Source organism: Pseudomonas sp. MWU13-2862, from assembly GCF_023242495.1.
GTDB lineage: Bacteria > Pseudomonadota > Gammaproteobacteria > Pseudomonadales > Pseudomonadaceae > Aquipseudomonas > Aquipseudomonas gingeri_D.
Genome location: NZ_JALMEZ010000010.1, coordinates 251,316 through 272,712, shown reverse-complemented (window position 1 = coordinate 272,712; position 21,397 = coordinate 251,316). Strand labels below are relative to the sequence as shown.

Annotated in this window: 20 protein-coding genes; 14 read left to right on the top strand and 6 right to left on the bottom strand. The window is 62.3% G+C overall.

Going from position 1 to position 21,397, the window contains the following annotated elements; translation table 11 throughout:
- The first annotated feature begins 3 nt into the window (after window positions 1–3).
- The 8 genes from cobU to M5C56_RS19630 all read left to right on the top strand — a co-directional run bounded on the left by cobU (window position 4) and on the right by M5C56_RS19630 (window position 5,349).
- The gene (gene cobU / locus M5C56_RS19660; RefSeq protein ID WP_103498997.1) at window positions 4–525 is read left to right on the top strand and encodes a bifunctional adenosylcobinamide kinase/adenosylcobinamide-phosphate guanylyltransferase; all 522 of its coding nucleotides are present in this window, start codon (window positions 4–6) and stop codon (window positions 523–525) included.
- On the top strand, window positions 522–1,577 hold the full coding sequence (cobT, locus tag M5C56_RS19655; RefSeq protein ID WP_103498998.1) for a nicotinate-nucleotide--dimethylbenzimidazole phosphoribosyltransferase: 1,056 nt from the start codon (window positions 522–524) through the stop codon (window positions 1,575–1,577). The genes cobU and cobT overlap by 4 nt, the downstream gene beginning before the upstream one ends.
- Window positions 1,574–2,149: an alpha-ribazole phosphatase family protein gene (gene cobC, locus M5C56_RS19650; protein ID WP_103498999.1), complete on the top strand. Its 576-nt coding sequence runs from the start codon at window positions 1,574–1,576 to the stop codon at window positions 2,147–2,149. The genes cobT and cobC overlap by 4 nt, the downstream gene beginning before the upstream one ends.
- Window positions 2,146–2,883, top strand: a complete 738-nt coding sequence (locus tag M5C56_RS19645) for an adenosylcobinamide-GDP ribazoletransferase (RefSeq protein WP_103499000.1) — start codon at window positions 2,146–2,148, stop codon at window positions 2,881–2,883. Before cobC ends, M5C56_RS19645 begins: the two co-directional genes overlap by 4 nt.
- Window positions 2,884–2,934: 51 nt before the next feature.
- Complete coding sequence (locus tag M5C56_RS19640) at window positions 2,935–3,348, top strand: MarR family transcriptional regulator (RefSeq protein WP_103499001.1); 414 nt, start codon at window positions 2,935–2,937, stop codon at window positions 3,346–3,348.
- Between the two features lie 61 nt (window positions 3,349–3,409).
- Window positions 3,410–4,609, top strand: a complete 1,200-nt coding sequence (locus M5C56_RS19635) for an MFS transporter (protein ID WP_177102187.1) — start codon at window positions 3,410–3,412, stop codon at window positions 4,607–4,609.
- Window positions 4,606–4,728, top strand: a complete 123-nt coding sequence (locus tag M5C56_RS32395; RefSeq protein ID WP_256261664.1) for a hypothetical protein — start codon at window positions 4,606–4,608, stop codon at window positions 4,726–4,728. Before M5C56_RS19635 ends, M5C56_RS32395 begins: the two co-directional genes overlap by 4 nt.
- 69 nt (window positions 4,729–4,797) lie before the next feature.
- The gene (locus M5C56_RS19630) at window positions 4,798–5,349 is read left to right on the top strand and encodes a glutathione peroxidase (RefSeq protein WP_103499003.1); all 552 of its coding nucleotides are present in this window, start codon (window positions 4,798–4,800) and stop codon (window positions 5,347–5,349) included.
- A gap of 83 nt (window positions 5,350–5,432) precedes the next feature.
- On the opposite strand, the gene M5C56_RS19625 is transcribed toward M5C56_RS19630, so the two are convergent.
- The 3 genes from M5C56_RS19625 to M5C56_RS19615 all read right to left on the bottom strand — a co-directional run bounded on the left by M5C56_RS19625 (window position 5,433) and on the right by M5C56_RS19615 (window position 7,870).
- The gene (locus M5C56_RS19625) at window positions 5,433–6,713 is read right to left on the bottom strand and encodes an outer membrane protein transport protein (RefSeq protein WP_247263257.1); all 1,281 of its coding nucleotides are present in this window, start codon (window positions 6,711–6,713) and stop codon (window positions 5,433–5,435) included.
- 144 nt (window positions 6,714–6,857) lie between these two features.
- Entirely contained in the window at window positions 6,858–7,340 is a 483-nt protein-coding gene (locus M5C56_RS19620; protein WP_103494394.1) for a hypothetical protein, read from the bottom strand.
- A 305-nt stretch (window positions 7,341–7,645) separates the two neighbouring features.
- Window positions 7,646–7,870 (bottom strand): hypothetical protein, encoded by a 225-nt coding sequence (locus tag M5C56_RS19615; protein WP_003214941.1) that lies wholly within the window; start codon window positions 7,868–7,870, stop codon window positions 7,646–7,648.
- Window positions 7,871–9,042: 1,172 nt separating this feature from the next.
- Between M5C56_RS19615 and rmuC the strand changes: the two genes are divergently transcribed.
- On the top strand, window positions 9,043–10,407 hold the full coding sequence (gene rmuC, locus M5C56_RS19610; protein ID WP_247263277.1) for a DNA recombination protein RmuC: 1,365 nt from the start codon (window positions 9,043–9,045) through the stop codon (window positions 10,405–10,407).
- Between the two features lie 11 nt (window positions 10,408–10,418).
- On the opposite strand, the gene M5C56_RS19605 is transcribed toward rmuC, so the two are convergent.
- Window positions 10,419–13,889: a hybrid sensor histidine kinase/response regulator gene (locus tag M5C56_RS19605; protein WP_103494392.1), complete on the bottom strand. Its 3,471-nt coding sequence runs from the start codon at window positions 13,887–13,889 to the stop codon at window positions 10,419–10,421.
- 105 nt (window positions 13,890–13,994) lie between these two features.
- A complete protein-coding gene (locus M5C56_RS19600) occupies window positions 13,995–14,537 on the bottom strand; it encodes a TetR/AcrR family transcriptional regulator (RefSeq protein WP_103494391.1) in 543 nt (180 codons plus the stop codon).
- A gap of 90 nt (window positions 14,538–14,627) precedes the next feature.
- Here M5C56_RS19600 and M5C56_RS19595 point away from each other — a divergent pair, with 90 nt between their 5' ends.
- Window positions 14,628–15,824, top strand: coding sequence for an MFS transporter (locus M5C56_RS19595; protein WP_103494390.1), 1,197 nt, complete (start codon window positions 14,628–14,630; stop codon window positions 15,822–15,824).
- Between the two features lie 89 nt (window positions 15,825–15,913).
- On the top strand, window positions 15,914–16,678 hold the full coding sequence (locus M5C56_RS19590) for a hypothetical protein (protein ID WP_247263258.1): 765 nt from the start codon (window positions 15,914–15,916) through the stop codon (window positions 16,676–16,678).
- Between the two features lie 63 nt (window positions 16,679–16,741).
- On the opposite strand, the gene M5C56_RS19585 is transcribed toward M5C56_RS19590, so the two are convergent.
- Window positions 16,742–17,704: a helix-turn-helix domain-containing protein gene (locus M5C56_RS19585; RefSeq protein WP_103494387.1), complete on the bottom strand. Its 963-nt coding sequence runs from the start codon at window positions 17,702–17,704 to the stop codon at window positions 16,742–16,744.
- 124 nt (window positions 17,705–17,828) lie between these two features.
- On the opposite strand from M5C56_RS19585, the gene M5C56_RS19580 reads away from it, so the two are divergent.
- The 3 genes from M5C56_RS19580 (at window position 17,829) to M5C56_RS19570 (ending at window position 21,369) form a co-directional block, all read left to right on the top strand.
- Window positions 17,829–18,140 carry a cupin domain-containing protein gene (locus M5C56_RS19580; protein WP_103494386.1) on the top strand — a complete coding sequence of 104 codons (312 nt, stop codon included), beginning with the start codon at window positions 17,829–17,831 and terminating at the stop codon, window positions 18,138–18,140.
- Between the two features lie 105 nt (window positions 18,141–18,245).
- A complete protein-coding gene (locus M5C56_RS19575; protein WP_103494385.1) occupies window positions 18,246–19,400 on the top strand; it encodes a TDT family transporter in 1,155 nt (384 codons plus the stop codon).
- A 91-nt stretch (window positions 19,401–19,491) separates the two neighbouring features.
- On the top strand, window positions 19,492–21,369 hold the full coding sequence (locus M5C56_RS19570; protein WP_103494384.1) for an MFS transporter: 1,878 nt from the start codon (window positions 19,492–19,494) through the stop codon (window positions 21,367–21,369).
- Window positions 21,370–21,397 lie beyond the last annotated feature (28 nt).

Below are 21,397 nucleotides of genomic sequence, written 5' to 3'. Positions count from 1 at the left end.
GGCATGCTGCAACTGATCCTCGGTGGTGCCCGTTCCGGCAAGAGTCGCCTGGCCGAACGCCTGGCGGCTGAAAGCACGCTGCCGGTGACCTATATCGCCACCAGCCAGCCTCTGGACGGCGAGTTGAACGAGCGGGTCGCCCTGCATCGCCAGCGTCGTCCGGCCCATTGGCAGTTGATTGAAGAGCCGCTGGAGCTGGCCCGGGTCCTGCGTGAAAACGCAGCGGCCGACACCTGCCTGTTGGTGGATTGCCTGACCCTGTGGTTGACCAATCTTTTAATGCTGGAGGACGCCGAGCGTTTGAAGGTCGAGCGCGAAGCCCTGTTGTCGAACCTGGCGCAATTGCCGGGAGAGATTATTTTTGTCAGCAACGAAACCGGTCTGGGTATCGTCCCGTTGGGCGAATTGACTCGCCGTTATGTCGATGAAGCCGGTTGGCTGCATCAAGCTCTGGCCGAGCGTTGTCAGCGTGTGGTGCTGACAGTCGCCGGTTTGCCCCTGACTTTGAAAGGAACTGTGTTATGAGTGAATCGTGGTGGCTGAACCCGTGCAAGGCGATTGATCTGCAGGCGCAAGATGCGGCATTCGAGCGTCAGCAGCAACTGACCAAACCTACCGGCTCCCTGGGCCAGTTGGAGCAGGTCGCGGTGCAACTGGCGGGTCTGCAGGGCCGGCTCAAGCCGCGGGTCGATACGCTGTGGATCGCGATTTTTGCTGGTGACCATGGCGTGGTAGCTGAAGGCGTATCGGCTTATCCGCAGGAAGTGACCGGGCAGATGCTCGCCAACTTCGTCGGCGGCGGTGCGGCCATCAGTGTGCTGGCGCGGCAACTGGGCGCGCAGTTGGATATCAACGACCTCGGCACGGTCACGCCGATGCTCAACCTGCCAGGTGTGCGTCATCTGCAGATCGGCGCCGGGACTGCGAACTTCGCCCAAGGCCCGGCCATGACCGAAGCCCAGGGCCGCCTGGCGCTGGAAGCCGGGCGTGACAGCGTACGGCGCGCGGTAGCAGCGGGCAGCGAGTTGTTTATCGGCGGCGAAATGGGCATCGGAAACACGGCTTCGGCCAGCGCGGTGGCCTGTGCGTTGCTGAAATGCCCGGCGGCGTTGTTGGCCGGCCCCGGCACCGGGCTCGACCCGGCCGGCGTCAGCCACAAGGCGCAGGTGATCGAGCGGGCGCTGGCGCTGCATGCCGAACACACCGACGATGGGTTGCAGGCCTTGTTCCGCCTGGGCGGTTTCGAGATCGCGGCGCTGGCCGGGGCCTATGTGGCCTGTGCCCAGGAGGGTGTGGCGGCGCTGGTCGACGGCTTTATCTGCACCGTTGCGGCGATGGTCGCGGTGCGCTTGAATCCCGAGTGCCGGCAGTGGCTGATCTTCGCCCATCGTGGCGCCGAGCGCGGGCATCGGCATGTGCTGGAGAGCCTGCTGGCCGAGCCGTTGCTCGATCTGGGCCTGCGCCTGGGTGAAGGCAGCGGCGCGGCGTTGGCGGTGCCATTGGTGCGTCTGGCCTGCGACCTGCACGGGCAGATGGCGACCTTTGCCGAGGCGGCCGTGGCGGATCGCCCGGCATGAGTGTGCGCCTGGACCTGTTGCGTCACGGCGAAACCGAACTGGGTGGCGGCTTGCGCGGCAGCCTGGACGATGCCTTGACACACAAGGGCTGGGAGCAGATGCGTGCCGGTGTGGCGCAGCAAGGGCCTTGGGATCGCCTGATCAGTTCGCCCTTGCAGCGTTGCGCGCGGTTTGCCGAAGAGCTGGGCGCGCGCCTGGGGCTTCCGGTCGAGATCGAGGGTGACCTGCGCGAATTGCATTTCGGTGCCTGGGAAGGGCGGAGCGCGGCGGCGTTGATGGAGACGGACGCCGACGATCTTGGGCGGTTCTGGTCCGATCCTTACGGCTTCACACCACCGGATGGCGAGCCGGTTGAGCTGTTCGCCGAGCGGGTACTGGCGGCGGTGTCGCGCTTGCAGCAGCGCTATGCCGGCCAGCGCCTGCTGTTGATCAGTCATGGTGGGGTGATGAAGGTTCTGCTGGCTCGTGCCCGTGGCTTGCCGCGCGAGCAGCTATTGCAGATCGAGGTGGCCCATGGCGCCTTGTTCGCGCTGCAGGTGGCGGCTGACGGTGGGCTGGGGGAAGCGCCGTGAGCCGCTTGCCGTTCTGGATCGCCTTGCAGTTTCTCAGCAGCCTGCCGATTCGTCTGCCGGGCATGCCGGAACCTCGGGAGATGGGGCGGTCGTTGTTGTGCTACCCGCTGGTGGGGTTGCTGTTCGGCGGCGTGCTTTATGCACTCGATTGGACGTTGGCGGGGGCACCGCTGTTGCTCCATGGCGCCTTGTTGCTGACGGCCTGGGTGCTGCTCAGCGGCGGCCTGCACCTGGACGGCCTGGCTGATAGCGCGGATGCCTGGCTGGGCGGTTTCGGCGATCGTGAGCGGACCTTGTTGATCATGAAGGACCCGCGCAGTGGGCCGATTGCCGTGGTCACCCTGGTGCTGGTGCTGCTGTTGAAGTTCTGTGCCTTGCTGGCGTTGATCGAGCAACAGCAGACAGTGGCGTTGCTGCTGGCGCCGCTGATCGGTCGTAGTGCCTTGCTCGGGTTGTTCCTGACCACGCCTTATGTGCGTGCCGGTGGATTGGGGCAGGCATTGGCCGATCATCTGCCGCGCCGGGCCGGCTGGTATGTGTTGCTGGCGAGTGCGTTGTTCTGTGGGTTGCTGGCCGGGTTCAAGGGCGCCGGGGCGGTGTTGCTGGCGGTGTTGGGTTTCTGCTGGTTGCGGCAACTGATGATGCGACGTCTGGGCGGCACCACCGGCGACACGGCGGGGGCGTTGCTGGAGTTGCTGGAAGTGGTGGTGCTGGTGGGGTTGGCGCTGTTCTGAAGGCGTTGCGCAAAACTTGTTTTCACTGTGTCACGGGTATATACACACGCCATGTTATCAACCGATTGCTTATGCATCAGCCTGCGTCGCGCCGCTCGTGGCGTCAGCAGGCATTACGACGGCGCTCTCGACGGCTTCGGGATCAACGTTGCCCAGTATTCTCTGCTGTGCAATCTCAAGCGCCTCGACCAGCCGAGCATTTCCAGCCTGGCCGAAGCCATGGGCCTGGATCGCAGTACCCTCGGGCGCAACCTGCGGGTGCTGGAGTGTGATGGCCTGGTGGCCCTGACCGAAGGCGCCGACCAGCGTAACCGCCTGGTCCGGCTCACCGATGCCGGGGCCGAACGGCTGGTGGCCGCCGGGCCCGCCTGGGAAGCGGCGCAGCAGCGTCTGGCGAACCGCCTGGGTGATGAAAAGCGCGCGGCTCTGGTAGCCTTGTTGGAAGAGTTGGCAAGCGGCGAGTAATCGCCGTTTTATCGACATAAAACGGGTATATACCCGCTAAGGAAGAACAATAATGACCTCGATGTGGCGTGCCAGTGGCTGGATTTTGCTCGGGAGTGCGCTGATCCTCGCGCTGTCCCTCGGGATAAGGCACGGTTTCGGGCTGTTCCTGCCCCCCATGAGCGCGCAGTTCGGCTGGGGCCGCGAAGTATTCGCCTTTGCCATCGCCTTGCAGAACCTGATATGGGGCCTGTCCCAACCCTTTACCGGTGCCCTGGCCGACCGCTTCGGCGCGGCGAAAGTGGTGTTGATCGGTGGCGTGTTGTACGCCGTCGGGCTGGTGTGCATGGGCCTGTCCGATTCCGCCCTGACCCTGTCCCTGAGTGCGGGCCTGCTGATCGGTATCGGCCTGTCGGGAACCTCGTTCTCGGTGATCCTCGGGGTGGTCGGACGTGCCGTACCGCCGCAGAAGCGCAGCATGGCCATGGGTATTGCCAGTGCCGCCGGATCCTTCGGCCAGTTCGCCATGCTGCCGGGTACCCTGGGGTTGATCGGCTGGCTCGGCTGGTCGACGGCGTTGCTGGTGCTGGGCGTGCTGGTGGCGCTGATCGTGCCGCTGGTGAGCATGCTCAAGGACAAGCCGCTGCCCAAGCTTGAGGGGGAGCAGACCCTGTCCGAGGCACTGCGCGAGGCCTGTTCCCATTCCGGCTTCTGGTTGCTGGCGTTCGGCTTTTTTGTCTGTGGTTTCCAGGTGGTATTCATCGGTGTGCACCTGCCGGCCTACCTGGTCGACCAGCACCTGCCGGCCACGGTCGGGACCACGGTGCTGGCGCTGATCGGTCTGTTCAATATCTTCGGTACCTACACCGCCGGCTGGCTCGGTGGACGGATGTCCAAGCCACGCCTGCTGACTGCTTTGTACCTGGCACGGGCGGTGGTGATCGTGGTGTTTCTCTGGGTGCCGGTGACGCAGTTCAGTGCCTATCTGTTCGGCATGGCCATGGGCTTTCTCTGGTTGTCGACGGTGCCCCTGACCAATGGCACCGTGGCGACGCTGTTCGGCGTGCGCAATCTCTCCATGCTTGGCGGGATCGTGTTTCTCTTCCACCAGTTGGGGGCTTTCCTCGGCGGTTGGCTGGGTGGGGTGGTGTATGACCACACCGGCAGCTACGACTTGATCTGGCAGGTCTCGATCCTTCTGAGCCTGCTCGCTGCGGCCTTGAACTGGCCGGTGCGTGAGCGGCCCGTGGCGCGGTTACAGGCACAGGCAGGCCTGGCATGAGTGCCTTCTGGTCGCGACTGCTGGCCCTGGCGGTGATCGCCTTGCTGCTGGCGCTGGCCTGGTGGGGCTGGCATCAGGGCGGCCTGGCGTTGATGCAGTTGGGCATGGGCGCTTGTTAAGCGCTGCTTGCTAGGAAGGGGAGCCGGCGCGTAAGTTGACGGCTCGATCTCTTTTCCAGGATTCAGGATATGGCGATGCGCTGGCTGGCGGTTCCTGCCGTTTTGATGGCCTTTTCCGGGGCGGCTCTGGCTGCCGGTTGTCCGGAACTCTTGCAGGGACAATTGCCGAAGTTACGGGCCAAGGAGTCCATCGATCTTTGCCAGCGTTTTGCCGGCAAGCCGCTGCTGATCGTCAATACCGCCAGCTTCTGTGGCTTTGCCCCACAGTTCAAAGGCCTTGAGGCGCTCTATCAGCGTTACAAGGGCCAGGGCCTGGAGCTGATCGGCGTGCCGTCGGATGACTTCAAGCAGGAGTCCGACGACGGCGCCGAGACGGCCAAGGTCTGCTATGTGAACTATGGCGTCACCTTCACCATGACCGAACCGCAGTCAGTCAGGGGGCCGGATGCCGTGCACCTGTTCAAGGTGCTGGCGCAGCAGAGCGCGGCGCCGAAGTGGAATTTCTACAAGTATGTGGTGGACCGCCAGGGCAAGGTGATCGCGCATTTCTCCAGCCTGACCAAACCCGACAATCCCGAGCTGATCGAGGCGGTGGAGAAGGCCATCGCCTCGAAGCCCTGATAAATATCAGGTAATAAAAAACCCGCATCAGACGATGCGGGTTTTTTCTATCCAGCTAGCGAGCGATTCAGGCCCGTAGTGAATCAGAACTTGTACGTCATGCCCAGGCCGTAGCCCCAAGCGCTGTTTTCGTACTTGGCGGTGTAGGCGCCGCCTTTTTGCGGGTTGTTCAGGTTGACGTTGACGTCTTCTTCCTTGAGGTAGGAGAGGGCGACGTCGATCGTCAGGTCGTCGGTTGGGCTGTAGCCGGCACCGAAGCTGATGGCCCGGCGATCACCGGTCGGGATACGCACGGAACGATCGGTATTGTTGGTTGGCGCCTGGTCAACCGACAAGCCGCTGCGCAGGATCCATTCCTTGTTGACCCGGTAGGAGACACCGATCGCCGAGGCCCAGGTGTCATGCCAGTTCTGTTGTTCGGTGATGGTACCGATCGGACCGGGGGAGCCACCAAGCCCGGCAGGAACACCCTGGTTGTTGATGGTGATGTCTTTTAGACGGCTCCAACGGGTCCAGGTGCTACCGGCATACACGGTCCACTGATCATCCAGTTTCTGGGTGATCGAGAAGTCGACGTTCTCTGGCGTGGTGATATCCAGGGAACCCTTGTAGCGGCTGCCATTGAACGGACCGAAGCCGACGCCGGTGATGCTGGTGTGGCCATCCAGGGTGTAGCTGACCTTGGAATGGTAGGTCAGGCCCAGGCGGGTGGTGTCGGTAGGCTGGACAATCACACCGATGTTGTAGCCGATCGCGGTGTCGTCGCCCTTGACGTCCACCGAACCGTCGTTGCGCCCGAAAGTCGGGGCAAACGGCGTCGCGGAACTCAGTTCGCCGCTGATACGGTTGATGGTCGGACCGAAACCGACGGAAACCATATCGTTGAATGCATAGCTGACAGTCGGTTGCAGGGTGACAACCTTGACTTCGCTCTTCTGGCCGTAATAACGACCGGAAGCGCTGCTTTCATAATCGGTTATCAGGCCGAAAGGCGCGTAGGCACCGAGACCCAATGCCCAGCCGTTACCCAGCTGTTTGACGAAGAAGGCGTTGGGTACAGAGGTGAATGGAACCATGTCTCCGTCGCTGGTGCCGCCTGGAGGGCCGCCGCGAACGGTTTTGATATCGGAACTGGCATCAATCGCGGCAACGCCGGCAGTGACTTGATCGCGTTTGAGCAGGGACATACCGGCAGGGTTGCCGTAAACGGTACTTGCATCTTCGGCAGAAGAAGATCGACCCGCATAACCGGTCCCCATCCCGCTGATGCTCTGTTCGTTGAGGGCAAAGCCACTCGCGAAAAGCTGGGTGGATGCCAGAGCAACAGAAAGGCTGAGAGTGGTCTTGAGCATTACTTTTTTCATTATTAGAACTCCGTGGTGATCACCGAGGCGAAAAGTAGCAACATTTTCGCCCCGGCGCTATAGGGTGAATTGCTGGAGATAGAGCGGTTTTGTAGGACAATCCGACCAAAATCGATCGGTTTTCCCGGAAACTGGGTTTTGGCTCTAGCAGGCGATCGGAGTGACCGATGAGTCACAACTTTGCCAGGCGCGAGTGAAATCCCGTAAACGTCCTTGTGGCTGGAAAGTCTGTCGCCAGATCCGCGCCATACCGAGCAGATCGTCGATGGCGGGCAGCTTGGGGTGGTGTTCTTCCACCAGCAGCCAGGCGATGGCCGTGGAATAACGAAGATTCACCGCCAGTTCGAGATTCGGGCTGCTAAAAAAAGCATGCTGGCTGGCCAGGCCGCGCACCAGGCTGGCCAATTCCGGGTCCGGGGCCAGGTAGCGGTCCCATAACGCGGCATGGCGGCTTTCGTCGATGCAGTACAGGCCGTGACCGCGGCGGTCGTGCAGGGCCGAGCCCAGGTCCGACTGGCTGGCGGCGATGCCCAGCAGCAGTGCTTCGGCGCTCGGGCTGTGGCGACCCAGGTACAGCAGGGTCGGGCGAATCACATAAAGGCGCAGTTCCCTGGCGGCGATACCCATGACACCCTCGATACTCCGGCCGTGTGATCGGCGTTTTTTATTGGTCGGCGTGGCCTGGCCCCTGGTAGCGGTGGAGGCGTTCAGGCCCGCCGGAAGCGGCCCGGGCCGCTTGAGTTGAAGTGTAGTGTCATATCTCTGCTGTAAAGGACTGTTTTTAAAATATTTAAACTATGAGCGCGTGGCTTATATATTTATTCGTGCTTAGCCATACAGTCAAAATCGCGAAACTTCAGGCAATAAAAAGCCCGGCAACAAAGACCGGGCTTTTGGGTTACAGCTTGTTTCTAAGCTGGGCTATACGGGCCTCAGGCAACCAGGGCCTGGCGCGTGCGGTCGATGACCGCCTGCAGCGGTTCGGCGCTGGAGTACTGGTCCGGATACAGACGTTCGCTGTGACGAGCGATACCGTGTTCGTTGACCAGCGTGAAGCTGAAGCAGCCTTTGCGAGCGGCCATGATCAGGCAGTTCATCGGTGCGAAGGCGTTGGTCAGGGTGCGAATAGCGTCCTGGGTATGGATTTGAGTCGACATAATTATTAGGTGTTCCTGCAAATGACACGGAATCTGATCCGTGCAACGTTAAAACGTTCCAGTAGCGTCGAACCATTATGGATCGGACGAAGAACCTGACTGGAACAAAGCCGCCAGTTGAGCGCATGAAATCAAGTGGCGCTGGGGCTGGCAGGTAGGTACTTAGGAGGGCAGGCAATCACAACAAGGGCAAAGGTTCTGGGCCCGGGGTGAAGATCCTGATCAATCTTGCAGGTTGGTTCGGTCAGAGTAACAACATTCTCCAGCCGCCTTTCAAAGGCTGTACTGGGAAAGATTTACCTGGAAACCATCGAGGGGTCGATCCCTTCTTTCGAGCGACTGATCCATTTTGGAGAGTGCTTCTGAGGGAATGTTCGACCTGAATTGACTTTCAGCTTGGTACTAACGGGGCGGATACTATCGCATTAAAACGGATAAGGGAAGCGTGTTGGCAAAAAACTTGTTCAAGGCGCTCCCGTGGTACCGAGGCGGAATTTCGCTGGCGGGACGCTGCCCAAAAGGGGGCGATATGCTGGCTCCAGGAGTGGCGCTAAAGAGCGAATGGCGGCGCCTGTGCAAAAAAGGTGCGTCGATATAACCGTTATCGCACTACTTGTGCACAATCGGCCCACGGCTTGTCACCGGACGGTCATCTGCGCAATCTGTCCCTCGAATGCCTGTATCGCCAATACAAGTCAATGAAAAATATCGTCTTTTTTTATTGGTGAAAAAATCGACAGTTTGACTGCGAGCCCCATTCCATGCGGCTTTGCGAGGGTTGGAGAGGGGTTGTCCACTGAGTTATCCACAGCTTCTGTGGATTGTCCCAAGCGCTTGCTCTAGGACGGGCATGTCGGGTTTTTTCGGCTTTACCCGTACGAAAAACAGCGTAGAGTGGCGCGCCCCGCGATCTGGCGTGCAGTGCTACATGAAATTTCGCTTGGCTTCCTTGCCCTTGTCCCGGCCCGATACGATTTCTACCTGGCGCGAACTGTCCAGGGCCGATCACCTTCGTTACCCTTGATTCTTTACAATTGGTTGGCACCTTGGGAGTTCTTATGGCGTTGGATCTGACCAGTCTCTTGCTCGGTTTGGCGGGCGCGGCGTTGCCGTTGCTGGCCCTGGCCTGGCAGTTGCAGCGCCGGGCGAGTGCTGCCCAGGCCGAGCTGGTGCTGTTTGACGAGCGTCTGAGCAGTGCCCGGCTGGCGGCGGATGGGCTCGGTGCACAACTGGATGCCAGCCGCGACGAGGTCAGCGACCTGAGCCAGGCCAATACCGTCAAGCAAGCGGAACTGGCGGCGCTGCGCCGGGAAGTCGAACTGCTGCAGATCGAGCGTGACAACGGTCGCGACGCCGCCCATGCCTGGAACCTCGAGCGTGCCCAGAAAGAGGCCGAGCTGCGCCGCCTGGATGCCCAGGCGGCGTCGTTGAGTGCCGAGCTGCGGGAACAGCAGGACAGCCATCAGCAGCGCCTGGACGACCTGCAGGGCTCGCGGGATGAACTGCGTGCGCAGTTTGCCGAAATGGCCGCGAAGATCTTCGACGAGCGCGAGGCGCGTTTTGCCGAAAACAGCCAGCAGCGCCTCGGACAATTGCTCGACCCCTTGAAGGAACGTATCCAGTCCTTCGAAAAACGTGTGGAAGAGAGTTATCAACAGGAAGCCCGCGAACGCTTCTCCCTGGGCAAGGAGCTGGAGCGCCTGCAACAGCTGAACCTGCGCCTGAGCGATGAGGCGACCAACCTGACCCGGGCGCTCAAGGGCCAGAAGACCCAGGGCAACTGGGGCGAATTGATTCTCGAACGGGTGCTTGAGCATGCCGGGTTGGAAAAAGGCCGCGAGTACCAGACCCAGGTCAGCCTGAAAGGACCGGATGGCGAGCGTTTCCAGCCGGACGTGCTGATCCTGTTGCCGGGTGACAAGCAGGTGGTGGTGGACTCCAAGGTCAGCCTGACCGCCTACCAGCAATATGTCGGCGCCGATGACGAGGCGATCGGCCAGGCGGCGCTCAAGCAGCATGTGCTGTCGTTGCGTAATCATGTGAAGGGGTTGGCCGGCAAGGACTACAAGCGTCTGGAAGGCTTGCACAGCCTGGATTTCGTCTTGCTCTTCGTGCCCATCGAAGCGGCGTTTTCGGCGGCCTTGCAGGCCGAGCCGAACCTGTTCCAGGAAGCCTTCGACCGCAATATCGTGATTGTCAGCCCGACCACCTTGCTCGCCACCTTGCGGGTGATCGACAGCCTCTGGAAGCAGGAACGCCAGAGCCAGAACGCCCGGGAAATCGCCGAGCGCGCCGGTTGGCTGTACGACAAGTTCGTGTTGTTTATCCAGGACCTGGACGAGGTCGGCAATCGCCTCCAGCAACTGGACAAGGCCTACGCTGCCGCGCGGAACAAGCTGACGGATGGGCGTGGCAACCTGGTCAGCCGCAGCGAGCAGCTCAAGCTGCTGGGCGCGCGGGCGAGCAAGAGCCTGCCCGCGGAGCTGCTGGAACGGGCGATGACCGATGAGGACGGCGTGGTGCAGTTGCCTGAGTAATCAGCCCGCGTTCAAAGCGGCAGATGCCGACTCAACAACGCCCGCAACGCCGCCGGTTTCACCGGCTTGGCCAGGTACTCCAACCCCGCCCCATGCACCTGTGCGACGGTTTCCGGGCGCAGGTCGGCGCTGATCACCACACCGGGCAGCGGCTCCGCCAGGCGCGTGCGCATCCAGGTCATCAGGCCGGTTCCGGTCTCGCCGTTATCCAGGTGATAGTCCACCAGCGCCAGTTGCGGACGCAGGCCGCCATCGAGCAGCGCGGCGCACTCCTCGCGATTGCGCGCGGTCGAGACCCGGCAGCCCCAGCGGGTCAGCAGGCTGTGCATGCCGATCAGAATGCTGTCCTCGTTATCCACGCATAACACCTGGGCACCGCTCAGTGCCTGGCCGTTGACGAGCGGACTGTGGCCGGCCGCACTCGCCGGATGACGGGCAATCGGCACGCTGACGCTGAATACACTGCCGTGCCCCGGCCAGGAGCGCACTTGCAGGCGATGCCCGAGTACCCGGCAGAGTCCGTCGGCAATCGCCAAACCCAGCCCCAGGCCTTTTTCGGCCCGGGTCTGGTGGCTGTCGAGACGTTTGAACTCCTCGAAAATCACCTGGCGCTTGTCCTCGGGAATCCCCGGCCCGCGGTCCCAGACTTCCAGGGACAACAGGCCGCCCTGGCGCCGCACGCCGAGCAGGACCGGGCCCTTGGCGTAGCGGAAGGCATTGGTCAGGAAGTTCTGTAGGATCCGCCGCAACAGCTTGATGTCGCTGTTCACCGGCAAACGGCTGCCGCGAACCCGGAAGTTCATGCCTTGCTCCTGGGCCAGGGCCTTGAACTCCGCGCCGAGGGTGTCGAACAGCTCATTGAGGACAAAGGGCTGCGGGTTGGGCGTGATCTTGCCGTTTTCCAGGCGCGAGATATCCAGCAGGTCGCTGATCAGGTCCTCGGCTGAACGCAGTGAGCTGTCCAGGTGCTGGACCAGTTGCCGGGCCTCCCGGGACAGGCTGTCGTCCTGGTGGGAGAGGGCGGCGGAGAACAGGCGGGCGGCGTTCAGCGGCTGCATCAGGTCATGGCTGACCGCCGCAAGGAAGCGGGTCTTGGACTGGTTGGCCGCTTCCGCCGTGCCCTTGGCTTCGGTCAGGGCGACGTTCAGTTGCGACAGTTCGTGGGTCCGTTCGGTGACGCGCTGTTCCAGGCCCTCGTTGGCCTCGGTCAGGGCTTGCTCGGCCTCGCGGAACGCGGTGATGTCAGTGAAGCTCATGACAAAACCGCCGCCGGGCATCGGGTTGCCGATCAGCTCGATGACCCGACCGTTGGGGAACAGCCGCTCCGAGGTATGCGCGCGGCCCTGGCGCATCCAGTGCAGGCGCCGTGCGACATGCACTTCGGCCTCGCCGGGACCGCACAGGCCGCGCTCGGCGTTGTAGCGGATGATATCGGCAATCGGCCGGCCGACGCTGATCAGGCCGTCCGGGTAATTGAACAGTTCCAGGTAACGGCGGTTCCAGGCCACCAGCCTCAGGGACTGGTCGACCACGCTGATGCCCTGGGTGATGTTTTCGATGGCGCCTTGCAGCAACGCGCGGTTGAACTGCAGCACTTCGGAGGCTTCGTCGGCGATCCGGACGACATCTTCAAGTTGCATTTCCCGCCCTTCGATGGCGGCTTTCACCACCGCGCGGGTCGAGGAGGCCCCGAGTACCCCGGCCAGCAGGCGTTCGGTGTGGGCGATCCAGTCGCTGTCGGCGTTCTGGTTCGGGTTGAAGCCCTTGCCCTGGCGATAGGCGAAACGGATAAAACTCTGGCGTGCGCGTTCTTCGCCGACAAAGCGTGCGGCGAGGGTCAGCAGGTCTTCGATCTGCACCGCCAGCATCGAGCGGGCGCTGGGCCGGGCATTGAGTTCCTGGCCGATAAAGCGCCCGGCCTGCCAGTGCTCGGAGACCCGTGTGCGCGACAGCACCGAGACCCAGGCGAAGAGGGTGAAGTTGCCTGCCAGCGACAGCACCACGCCTTGGGTCAGCGGGCTGATCGGCAGGTTAAGCGGGTTGCCGTGCAGCCAGGCCAACCCGGGGAAACTGCTCAGCGACCAGCCCAGGCTGCGGGCGGCGATGGGTAGGATCAGGGTATAGAACCAGAGGAAGGTGCCGCCGGCGATACCGGCAAACACCCCGCGCCGGTTGGCCTGTTTCCAGTACAGCGCGCCGAGCATGGCCGGCGCCAGCTGGGTCACGGCGGCGAAGGCGATCTGGCCGATGGTTGCCAGGCTCGCGGTCGAGCCCAGCAGGCGGTAGCTGACATAGGCCAGCAGCAAAATGGCGACAATGCTGACCCGACGCACCGAGAGCATCCAGTGGCGGAACACTTCGAACGGCCGTTCGGAGTTCTGCCGGCGTAGTAGCCAGGGCAACAACATGTCGTTGGAGACCATGGTCGACAACGCGACGCTGGCGACAATCACCATGCCGGTGGCCGCCGAGGCACCACCGATAAAGGCCAGCAAGGCCAGCGACGGATGGGCCTGGGCCAACGGTAGGCTGATAACGTAGGAATCACGCAAGACATCCGTGGGCAACATCATGCGCCCGGCCAGGGCAATCGGCACCACGAACAGTGCCGCGAGGATCAGGTAGGCGGGGAACACCCATTTGGCCAGGCGCAGGTCCTGAGGTTCGATATTTTCCACCACTGTGACATGGAACTGCCGGGGCAGGCAGATGATCGCCATCATCGCCACGCCGGTCTGCACCACCATGGACGGCCAGTTGACCGTTTCTTCCCAGTATTCGGCCAGCAGCGCCGAGGTTTTGGCCTGGCTGAACAAATCGTCGAAACCGTCATAGAGGCCGTAGGTGACGAAGGCGCCGACGGCGAGAAAGGCGAACAGCTTGACCAGGGATTCGAAGGCAATCGCCAGCACCATGCCGCGGTGGTGTTCGGTGGCGTCGAGGTTGCGGGTACCGAAGACGATGGTGAACAGCGCCAGGATCAGCGACACCACCAGCGCCGTGTCCTGGGCGCGTACGCCCATGGCGTCGGCACCGGCACCGATCAGCAGGTTGACGCCGAGGACGATGGCTTTCAGTTGCAGGGCGATATAAGGCAGTACGCCGACCAGGCAGATCAGCGCCACGACCACCGCCAGGGATTGCGATTTGCCATAGCGGGCGGCGATGAAGTCGGCGATGGAGGTGATGTTTTCCTGTTTGCTGATCAGCACCATCTTTTGCAGGACCCAGGGTGCGAACACCAGCAACAGCACGGGGCCCAGGTAGATCGGCAGGAACGCCCAGAGCTGGTCGGCGGCCTGGCCAACCGCGCCGAAGAAGGTCCAGCTGGTGCAATAGACGGCCAGGGACAGGCTGTACACCCAGGCCCGCACGCGTGGCGGCAGGGGCGTGCTGCGGCGGTCGCCATAAAAGGCGATGGCGAACATGATGGCCATATAGGCCAGGGCGACGGCGGCGATCAGCCCGCTGGACAGCGACATGGAAACTCCCGGCAAAAGACATTCCGAGGGCAGTCCGGCCCTGGCGCTACAGTCTCGCACGATGACCGGGCGGCGTCAGTGTCGACCAAGGTCGCAGCCCTGTTGCTAGGGGGCGGTGAGTGCCAACTCGATTTGTTGGTGCAGAGCTTCGACACTCAACGGCTTGTCCGCGAACAACACTCGGAACACCGTCGGCGCGACGATCAGGTCCAGCAGGCGCTCGACGCTGGGCAGCATTGCTTGCGGGTAACGATCGAGAATGATCTGCAACTGCCCGCCGAGGATGGTGGTGCAATAACCGGTGCTGGTGCTGCATTGCACGTCACGCATCATCTGCCGGCCCGGTTCCGAGCTGATTTCATCCAGGTATTGCTCGGCCCAGGCCCGCAGGTCGCCGCGCAGGCTGCCGGTATTGGCCGGTTCGACCTCCGGGCGCATACGCGCAAATGCCACATCGGCCAACAACACCGTCAGGTCGCCCCAGCGCCGATAGATGGTCGAAGGCGTGACCCCGGCTCGCGCCGCAATCTGCGGAACGGTCAGGCTCGCGCGGTCCTGCTCTTCGAGAAGCCCACGGACCGCCTGATGAATCGATTCCTGCACCCTGGCACTGCGGCCGCCCGGACGTACACTTTCTTTGATCGCCATGCCAAAACCTTAACACAAAGAATTTGCTTTAAGAGAAAAGCCGTAGCACACTCCATAAAAGCAATATTTTAGCTTTTGTGGAGTGTGCCTATGTCCCATCGCGCCGAAAAGCCCGTGTCCAACCGTGCCAGCCTGGTGTTTCTGTCGATCACCTTGCTGACCTTTCTGGCCGCCTCCAGCGCGCCGACCCCCCTGTACCATCTGTATCAGGAAACCCTGCGGTTTTCCGCGGCGACCCTGACGCTGATCTTCGGGGTGTATGCCCTGAGCCTGCTGGCGGCCTTGTTGACGGTCGGTTCCTTGTCCGACCATCTGGGTCGCCGGCCGGTGATCTTTACCGCATTGCTGTTGGATATCGGCGCGATGTGGCTGTTTATCACGGCCGACAGCGTCGTGTTGCTGATTGCCGCGCGGGCGCTGCAAGGTTTTGCCACCGGCATGGCCACCAGCGTACTGGGTGCGTCCCTGCTGGACAACGACAACCGCAAGGGGCCGTTGATCAACAGTATCGCGCCTTTGCTGGGCATGGCCTGCGGGGGCCTCGGTTCCGGTTTGCTGGTGGAGTTCGCGCCACACCCCATGCAGTTGGTGTACTGGATTCTGTTCGGCCTGCTGGTGGTGCAGGCGGCGACTGTCTGGCGCTTGCCGGAAACGGTCAGCGCGCAGCCGGGCGCGCTGGCCTCGTTGCGTCCGACCCTGCATGTACCGCCGCAAGCGCGCAAGGCCCTGTGGATCGCCTTGCCGGTGGACGTCGCGGTCTGGGCCATGGGCGGTTTCTACCTGTCCCTCGCGCCTTCGCTGGTACGCGCCGCGACCGGCTCGACGTCCAACCTGATCGGTGGCGTGCTGGTGGCAATCCTGACCCTCAGCGGCGCGTTGACGATCTTCACCTTGCGCGATCGCCCGGCGCAAAAAATCCTGCGCCTGGGGGCCGTGCTGCTGGCCATTGGCGTCAGTCTGATTCTGCTGGCGGTGCACAGCGCCAGTCTCCCGCTGTTTCTCTTCGCCACCTTGGTCGCGGGGGGCGGTTTCGGCTCGGGTTTCCTCGGCGCGCTGCGCAGCGTGGTGCCGCTGGCCTTGCCCCATGAACGGGCAGGGCTGATGTCGGCTTTTTATGCGCTGAGCTACCTGGCGTTCTGTCTGCCGGCGTTGTTGGCGGGCAACCTGAGTCACAGTCTGGGCTTGATCGCCACGACCGACGGCTATGGCGTGATGTTGATCGGGCTGTCGCTCGGAGCCTTGCTGATGTTGCTGTGGCGTCGCCCGGCACGGGACCTGGTGGCCTGAGTCGGTCAGCCGGCTGATCGGTTATTGCAAGATCGACGGCAGGGGGCTGGTCAGACTGGGGTCTTTTACCGGAAGGATCACGGTGCTCAATGACGACTCCCACACGCTCAGGCATCCGGACGCCCTTGCCGGCGTCCACCCAGCTTGCCCTGAGGTTCCAGTCGGCGGATCTGACACAAATGCTCGGTCTGTTGCAGGAGGTAGCCTGGCAGCCGTTGTCCGCTCAGGCCCGTTTGTTCCTGCAACCCGAGAGTCTGTTCGGCTTGCATCAATTGCTTTGCCATGTGCTGCCCTCGCGGCGAATGCGGCCCCAGGGTTCGGTGCCCATGGCCTTCGCCTTGCAGACCCTCAGGCAGGCGCTGTTGCAAGAGCCTGATCCGCGGCGCCGGGTCGAGTTGGCCCATGACTGCGTCGATGTGCTGCTGCTAAGGACCCAGGGGGTGTGGATCGGCAAGCGGATTGCCCAACTGCATGGGCTGGAGGCGATGGATATCGCGACCCAGGGGTTTATCGAACTGATCCAGACCTGTGCGGCGATTCTCCGCGATCATGCCTTTATCATGGTGCGCCTGGGTATCGGTGGCGGTTGGTTCGGGCGAGAAACCGGCGTCGCTGCGAAATTGGGCAGGGCGGGGGTCTATGGTTCCGGTGGGCATATCAACCGCGCGCGTTTTGCGATTTTGCGCAGCGCGTTGGTGCGTGGCGATGAAATCAAACGGCCAGTGCCGGGTAAGGAGCCGGTGCTGGATGCCGCGTGGTTGCGCAGGGAGGCTCAGCTGGATCTTTATCGTTTGGAGCAAGAGGCGGATGAATACGGTCATTGTGGGGGCGGAGCTTACCCGCGAAGCTTTTAGCGTTCTTACGGGCCTCTTCGCGAGCAAGCTCTGCTCCCACAAGGACCGCGTGGCAACAGGTTCTCAGGTTTGGCGCCCGGCAAACTGCGCCCGATAAGCCGACGGGGAAATCCGTAGCGAGGCCTGGAAATGCTGGCGTAACGACAGGGCCGTGCCGAACCCCGCTTCCAGGGCAATGGCTTCAATACCCTGGGCGCTGCTTTCCAGCAGTCGCTGGGCATGGCTCAAACGTTGCCCCAGCAGCCACTGGCCGACAGTGGTCCCCGTCAGTTGCTTGAAGTGCCGGGTGAATGAGCGGCGACTCATCGCTACCCGATCCGCCAGTTCATCCAGGGAGTGACTCCGGGTGAAGTTGTGCCCGAGCCATTGCAGCAGTTGCCCCAGGCGATCCTGCTCGCCGGCCAGGGGCAGGGGCCGCTCGATAAACTGCGCCTGGCCACCCGAACGATGGGGCGCGACCACCAGCCGCCGGGCCACCTTGTGCGTGACTTCGGCCCCGCACAGTTGCTGCATCAGGTACAGGCAGCAATCCAGGCCGGCGGCAGTGCCGGCCGAGGTCAGCAAGTGCTCGGACTCGGCATATAGCACGTCGGCATCCAGCAGCACCCGAGGGTATTTGCGGGCGAAGGTCGCGGCCCAATTCCAATGGGTGGTGGCCTTGCGTCCGTCCAGCAGGCCGGCTTCAGCAAGAACAAAGGCTCCCAGGCACAGGCCGACGATCCGCGTGCCTTCGCCGTGTGCCTGGCGCAGTGCTTCCAGCAACGGCTCGGGCGGCCGCTCCTCGGTGTCGCGCCAGGACGGCATGATGATCACGTCGGCCTGGCTGAGCACCTCAAGCCCATGATGAACCTGGATATCGAAACCCGCCGAGGTAATCAGTGGACCAGGCTCGAAGCCGCAGACCTTCAGGGAAAAGCGTGGCATCTCGATGCCTTCGCGCTGCTCGGCGAATACCAGCGTCGGTACGGATAAATGAAAAGGGCTGATGTCGTTGAAGGCGATTACAGCGACATGGATCGTGGTCATCGTCTGTGTACTCGGGGCAGCGATTTGGCCTGATCTTATCGGAGATTGTCTTTCGGGCCACTTATTAATGTGTGGATCACGGGCAATCATGAGTGCTCGACCATCCCCATCAAGGACCCCGCCCATGGCGATTATCCGCAGCGCAGACTTCACCGGCAGCCGTCCCTGGGCGGCACTGGACATCGCCAGCATGAACGGCATCAGCACCCGCCTGCATTGGACCGACCAGCCCTATATCTGGCACGTCAATGACGGGCAGGAGGTGTTTGTGGTGCTCGATGGTCGGGTCCGCATGCGTTATCGCAATGACGGGATCGAGCAGGCCGTCATGTTGGAAGTCGGCGATATTTTCTACGCCGACATCGGTTGTGAGCACCTGGCCGAACCTTTGGGCGAGGCGCGGGTGCTGGTGATCGAAACCGAAGGCAGTCCATGACAGATTATCTATAAAACAGATAACAGTTAGAGAAATTACCCGTTATATGGATATTCGATCCGGTTCTATGATGGCTGCAACCTCACCCGAGGACAGGAGTCAGTCATGCAACCGTGCCCCAATAGCGTCAAACCCGGAATCCGGCCTTTAGGCCATCTGCAGCACCCTCGCGAAGTCATTCGCCAGTTCACCCCCAACTGGTTCGCCGCCACCATGGGCACCGGTGTCCTGGCGCTGGCCCTGGCGCAGTTGCCGGTCGAAGTCCCGGGCCAGCGTGCGTTCGCCGAAGGCCTGTGGCTGTTCAATATCCTGCTGTTCACCGTGTTCAGCCTGCTTTACGGCGCGCGCTGGGTGTTGTTCTTCCATGAGGCGCGGCGGATTTTCGGGCATTCCACGGTCTCGATGTTCTTCGGCACCATTCCCATGGGGCTGGCGACCATCATCAACGGTTTCCTGCTGTTCGGCGTGCCACGCTGGGGCGACAGCGCGGTGCAGGTCGCCGAGGTGCTGTGGTGGATCGACGTGGCCATGTCCCTGGCCTGCGGCGTGCTGATTCCCTACCTGATGTTCACCCGCCAGGAGCACAGCATCGACCAGATGACCGCGGTCTGGCTGTTGCCGGTGGTGGCTGCGGAAGTGGCGGCGGCCAGCGGTGGCCTGCTGGCGCCGCACCTGCTCGATACCCCTATGCAGTTCAACGTGTTGATCACCAGCTATGTGCTCTGGGCGTTCTCGGTGCCGGTGGCGTTCAGCATCCTGGTGATCCTGCTGTTGCGCATGGCCTTGCACAAGTTGCCCCATGAAAACATGGCGGCCTCGAGCTGGCTGGCGCTGGGCCCGATCGGGACCGGGGCCTTGGGCATGCTGGTGCTGGGCGCGGACTCGCCGGCGATTTTCGCCGCCAACGGTTTCGCCGGCATCGGTGAAATCGCCAGCGGGCTGGGCCTGGTCGCCGGGATCATCCTCTGGGGCTTCGGCCTGTGGTGGATGCTGATGGCGGCGCTCATCACCCTGCGTTACCTGCGCCGGGGCATCCCGTTCAATCTCGGCTGGTGGGGCTACACCTTCCCCCTGGGCGTCTACTCCCTGGCCACCTTGAAATTGGGCAGCACCTTGCACCTGGGTTTTTTCAGTGGTTTCGGCCTGGTACTGGTGGCGCTGCTGGCGGTGCTCTGGCTGATTGTCGGTTCGAAAACCCTGCGCGGTGCCTATAAAGGCGAGCTTTTTGTTTCGCCTTGCCTGGCAGGAATAGCGAAATAGTTGCCTGATTTTAGGTAAGGTTGTGGCCCGGGGGTGGTGATCCGCCTTCCAACAAGAAAGCCGCTCTCGGCGCCACTCAGGTACAGGGAAGATGAGTCACCCCTCACAGTTCAGCCTGCTGCGTACACGGCGTTTCCTGCCGTTCTTCGTCACGCAGTCCCTCGGTGCGTTCAACGACAATCTGTTCAAGCAGTCGTTGATCCTTGCCATCCTCTACAAGCTGGCCCTCACGGGTGATCGCGGCATCTGGGTCAACCTCTGTGCCTTGCTGTTCATCCTGCCGTTCTTCCTGTTCTCGGCCCTGGCCGGCCAGTTCGGCGAGAAATTCGCCAAGGACGCGCTGATCCGGGTGATCAAGCTGGGTGAGATCGTGATCATGGCGGTGGGTGCCGTGGGCTTTGTCTTCGATCACCTGTCGTTGATGCTGCTGACGCTGTTCGCCATGGGCACCCACTCGGCGCTGTTCGGCCCGGTCAAATATTCGATCCTGCCCCAGGCCCTGGCAGAAGACGAACTGGTGGGTGGCAACGGCCTGGTGGAAATGGGCACCTTCCTGGCGATCCTGGCGGGGACCATCGGTGCCGGGGTGATGATGTCTTCGGCGCACTACGCGCCTATCGTCTCCAGCGCCATTGTGCTGGTGGCGGTGCTCGGTTACCTGGCCAGCCGCGGCATTCCGCGGGCGGCGGCGGCGAGCCCGCAACTGCGTTTGAACTGGAATATCTTCAGCCAGTCCTGGGCCACCTTGCGCCTGGGTTTGGGGCAGACGCCCGCCGTGTCGCGCTCGATTGTCGGCAACTCCTGGTTCTGGTTCGTCGGGGCGATCTACCTGACGCAGATCCCGGCGTACGCCAAGGAGTGGCTGTACGGCGATGAAACCGTGGTGACGCTGATCCTCACGGTGTTCTCGGTGGGGATTGCCGCCGGTTCCATGCTTTGCGAGCGCTTGTCAGGGCGCAAGGTAGAAATCGGCCTGGTGCCTTTCGGCTCGTTCGGCCTGACGCTGTTCGGCCTGTTGTTGTGGTGGCATTCGGGCAATCTGCCGCAGAACGTGCAGGCCAACGACTGGCTGGCGATCCTCGGTTATCACCAGGCCTGGTGGGTGCTGGTGGATATCCTCGGGCTGGGGGTGTTCGGCGGTTTCTACATCGTGCCGCTGTATGCCCTGATCCAGTCGCGCACCGCCGAGAACGAGCGGGCCCGGGTGATTGCCGCCAACAACATCCTCAACGCGCTGTTCATGGTGGTCTCGGCGATTGTCTCGATCCTGCTGCTGAGTGTGGCGAAGCTGTCGATTCCGGAGTTGTTCCTGGTGGTGTCGCTGATGAACATCGCGGTCAACACCTATATCTTCAAGATCGTGCCCGAGTTCAGCATGCGTTTCATGATCTGGCTGCTCAGCCATTCCATGTACCGCGTCGAGCACCGCAACCTGGACTTGATCCCCGATGAGGGGGCGGCCTTGCTGGTCTGCAACCATGTGTCGTTTGTCGATGCGTTGCTGATCGGCGGCGCGGTACGGCGGCCGATTCGCTTCGTGATGTATTACAAGATCTACCGCTTGCCGGTGCTCAACTTTATCTTCCGCACGGCCGGGGCGATTCCGATTGCCGGGCGCAGCGAAGACCTGGAGATCTACGAGCGCGCATTCCGCAAGATCGCCGAGTACCTGAAGGAAGGGGAATTGGTGTGCATCTTCCCTGAGGGCAAGCTGACCACCGACGGTGAGATCAACGAGTTCAAGGGCGGCATGACCCGCGTGCTGGAGGAGACCCCGGTGCCGGTGATTCCGCTGGCGTTGCAAGGCTTGTGGGGCAGTTTCTTCAGCCGTGATCCGGCCAAGGGCTTGTTCCGCCGATTGTGGTCGCGGGTGACCCTGGTGGCGGGGACGCCGGTCGGGGCCGAGGTGGCGGTGCCGGAGCAATTGCGTGAGCAGGTGTTGCAATTGCGCGGAATGGTGCACCGATAGAGCGTTGCGTGTTCAGCCATTACTCATG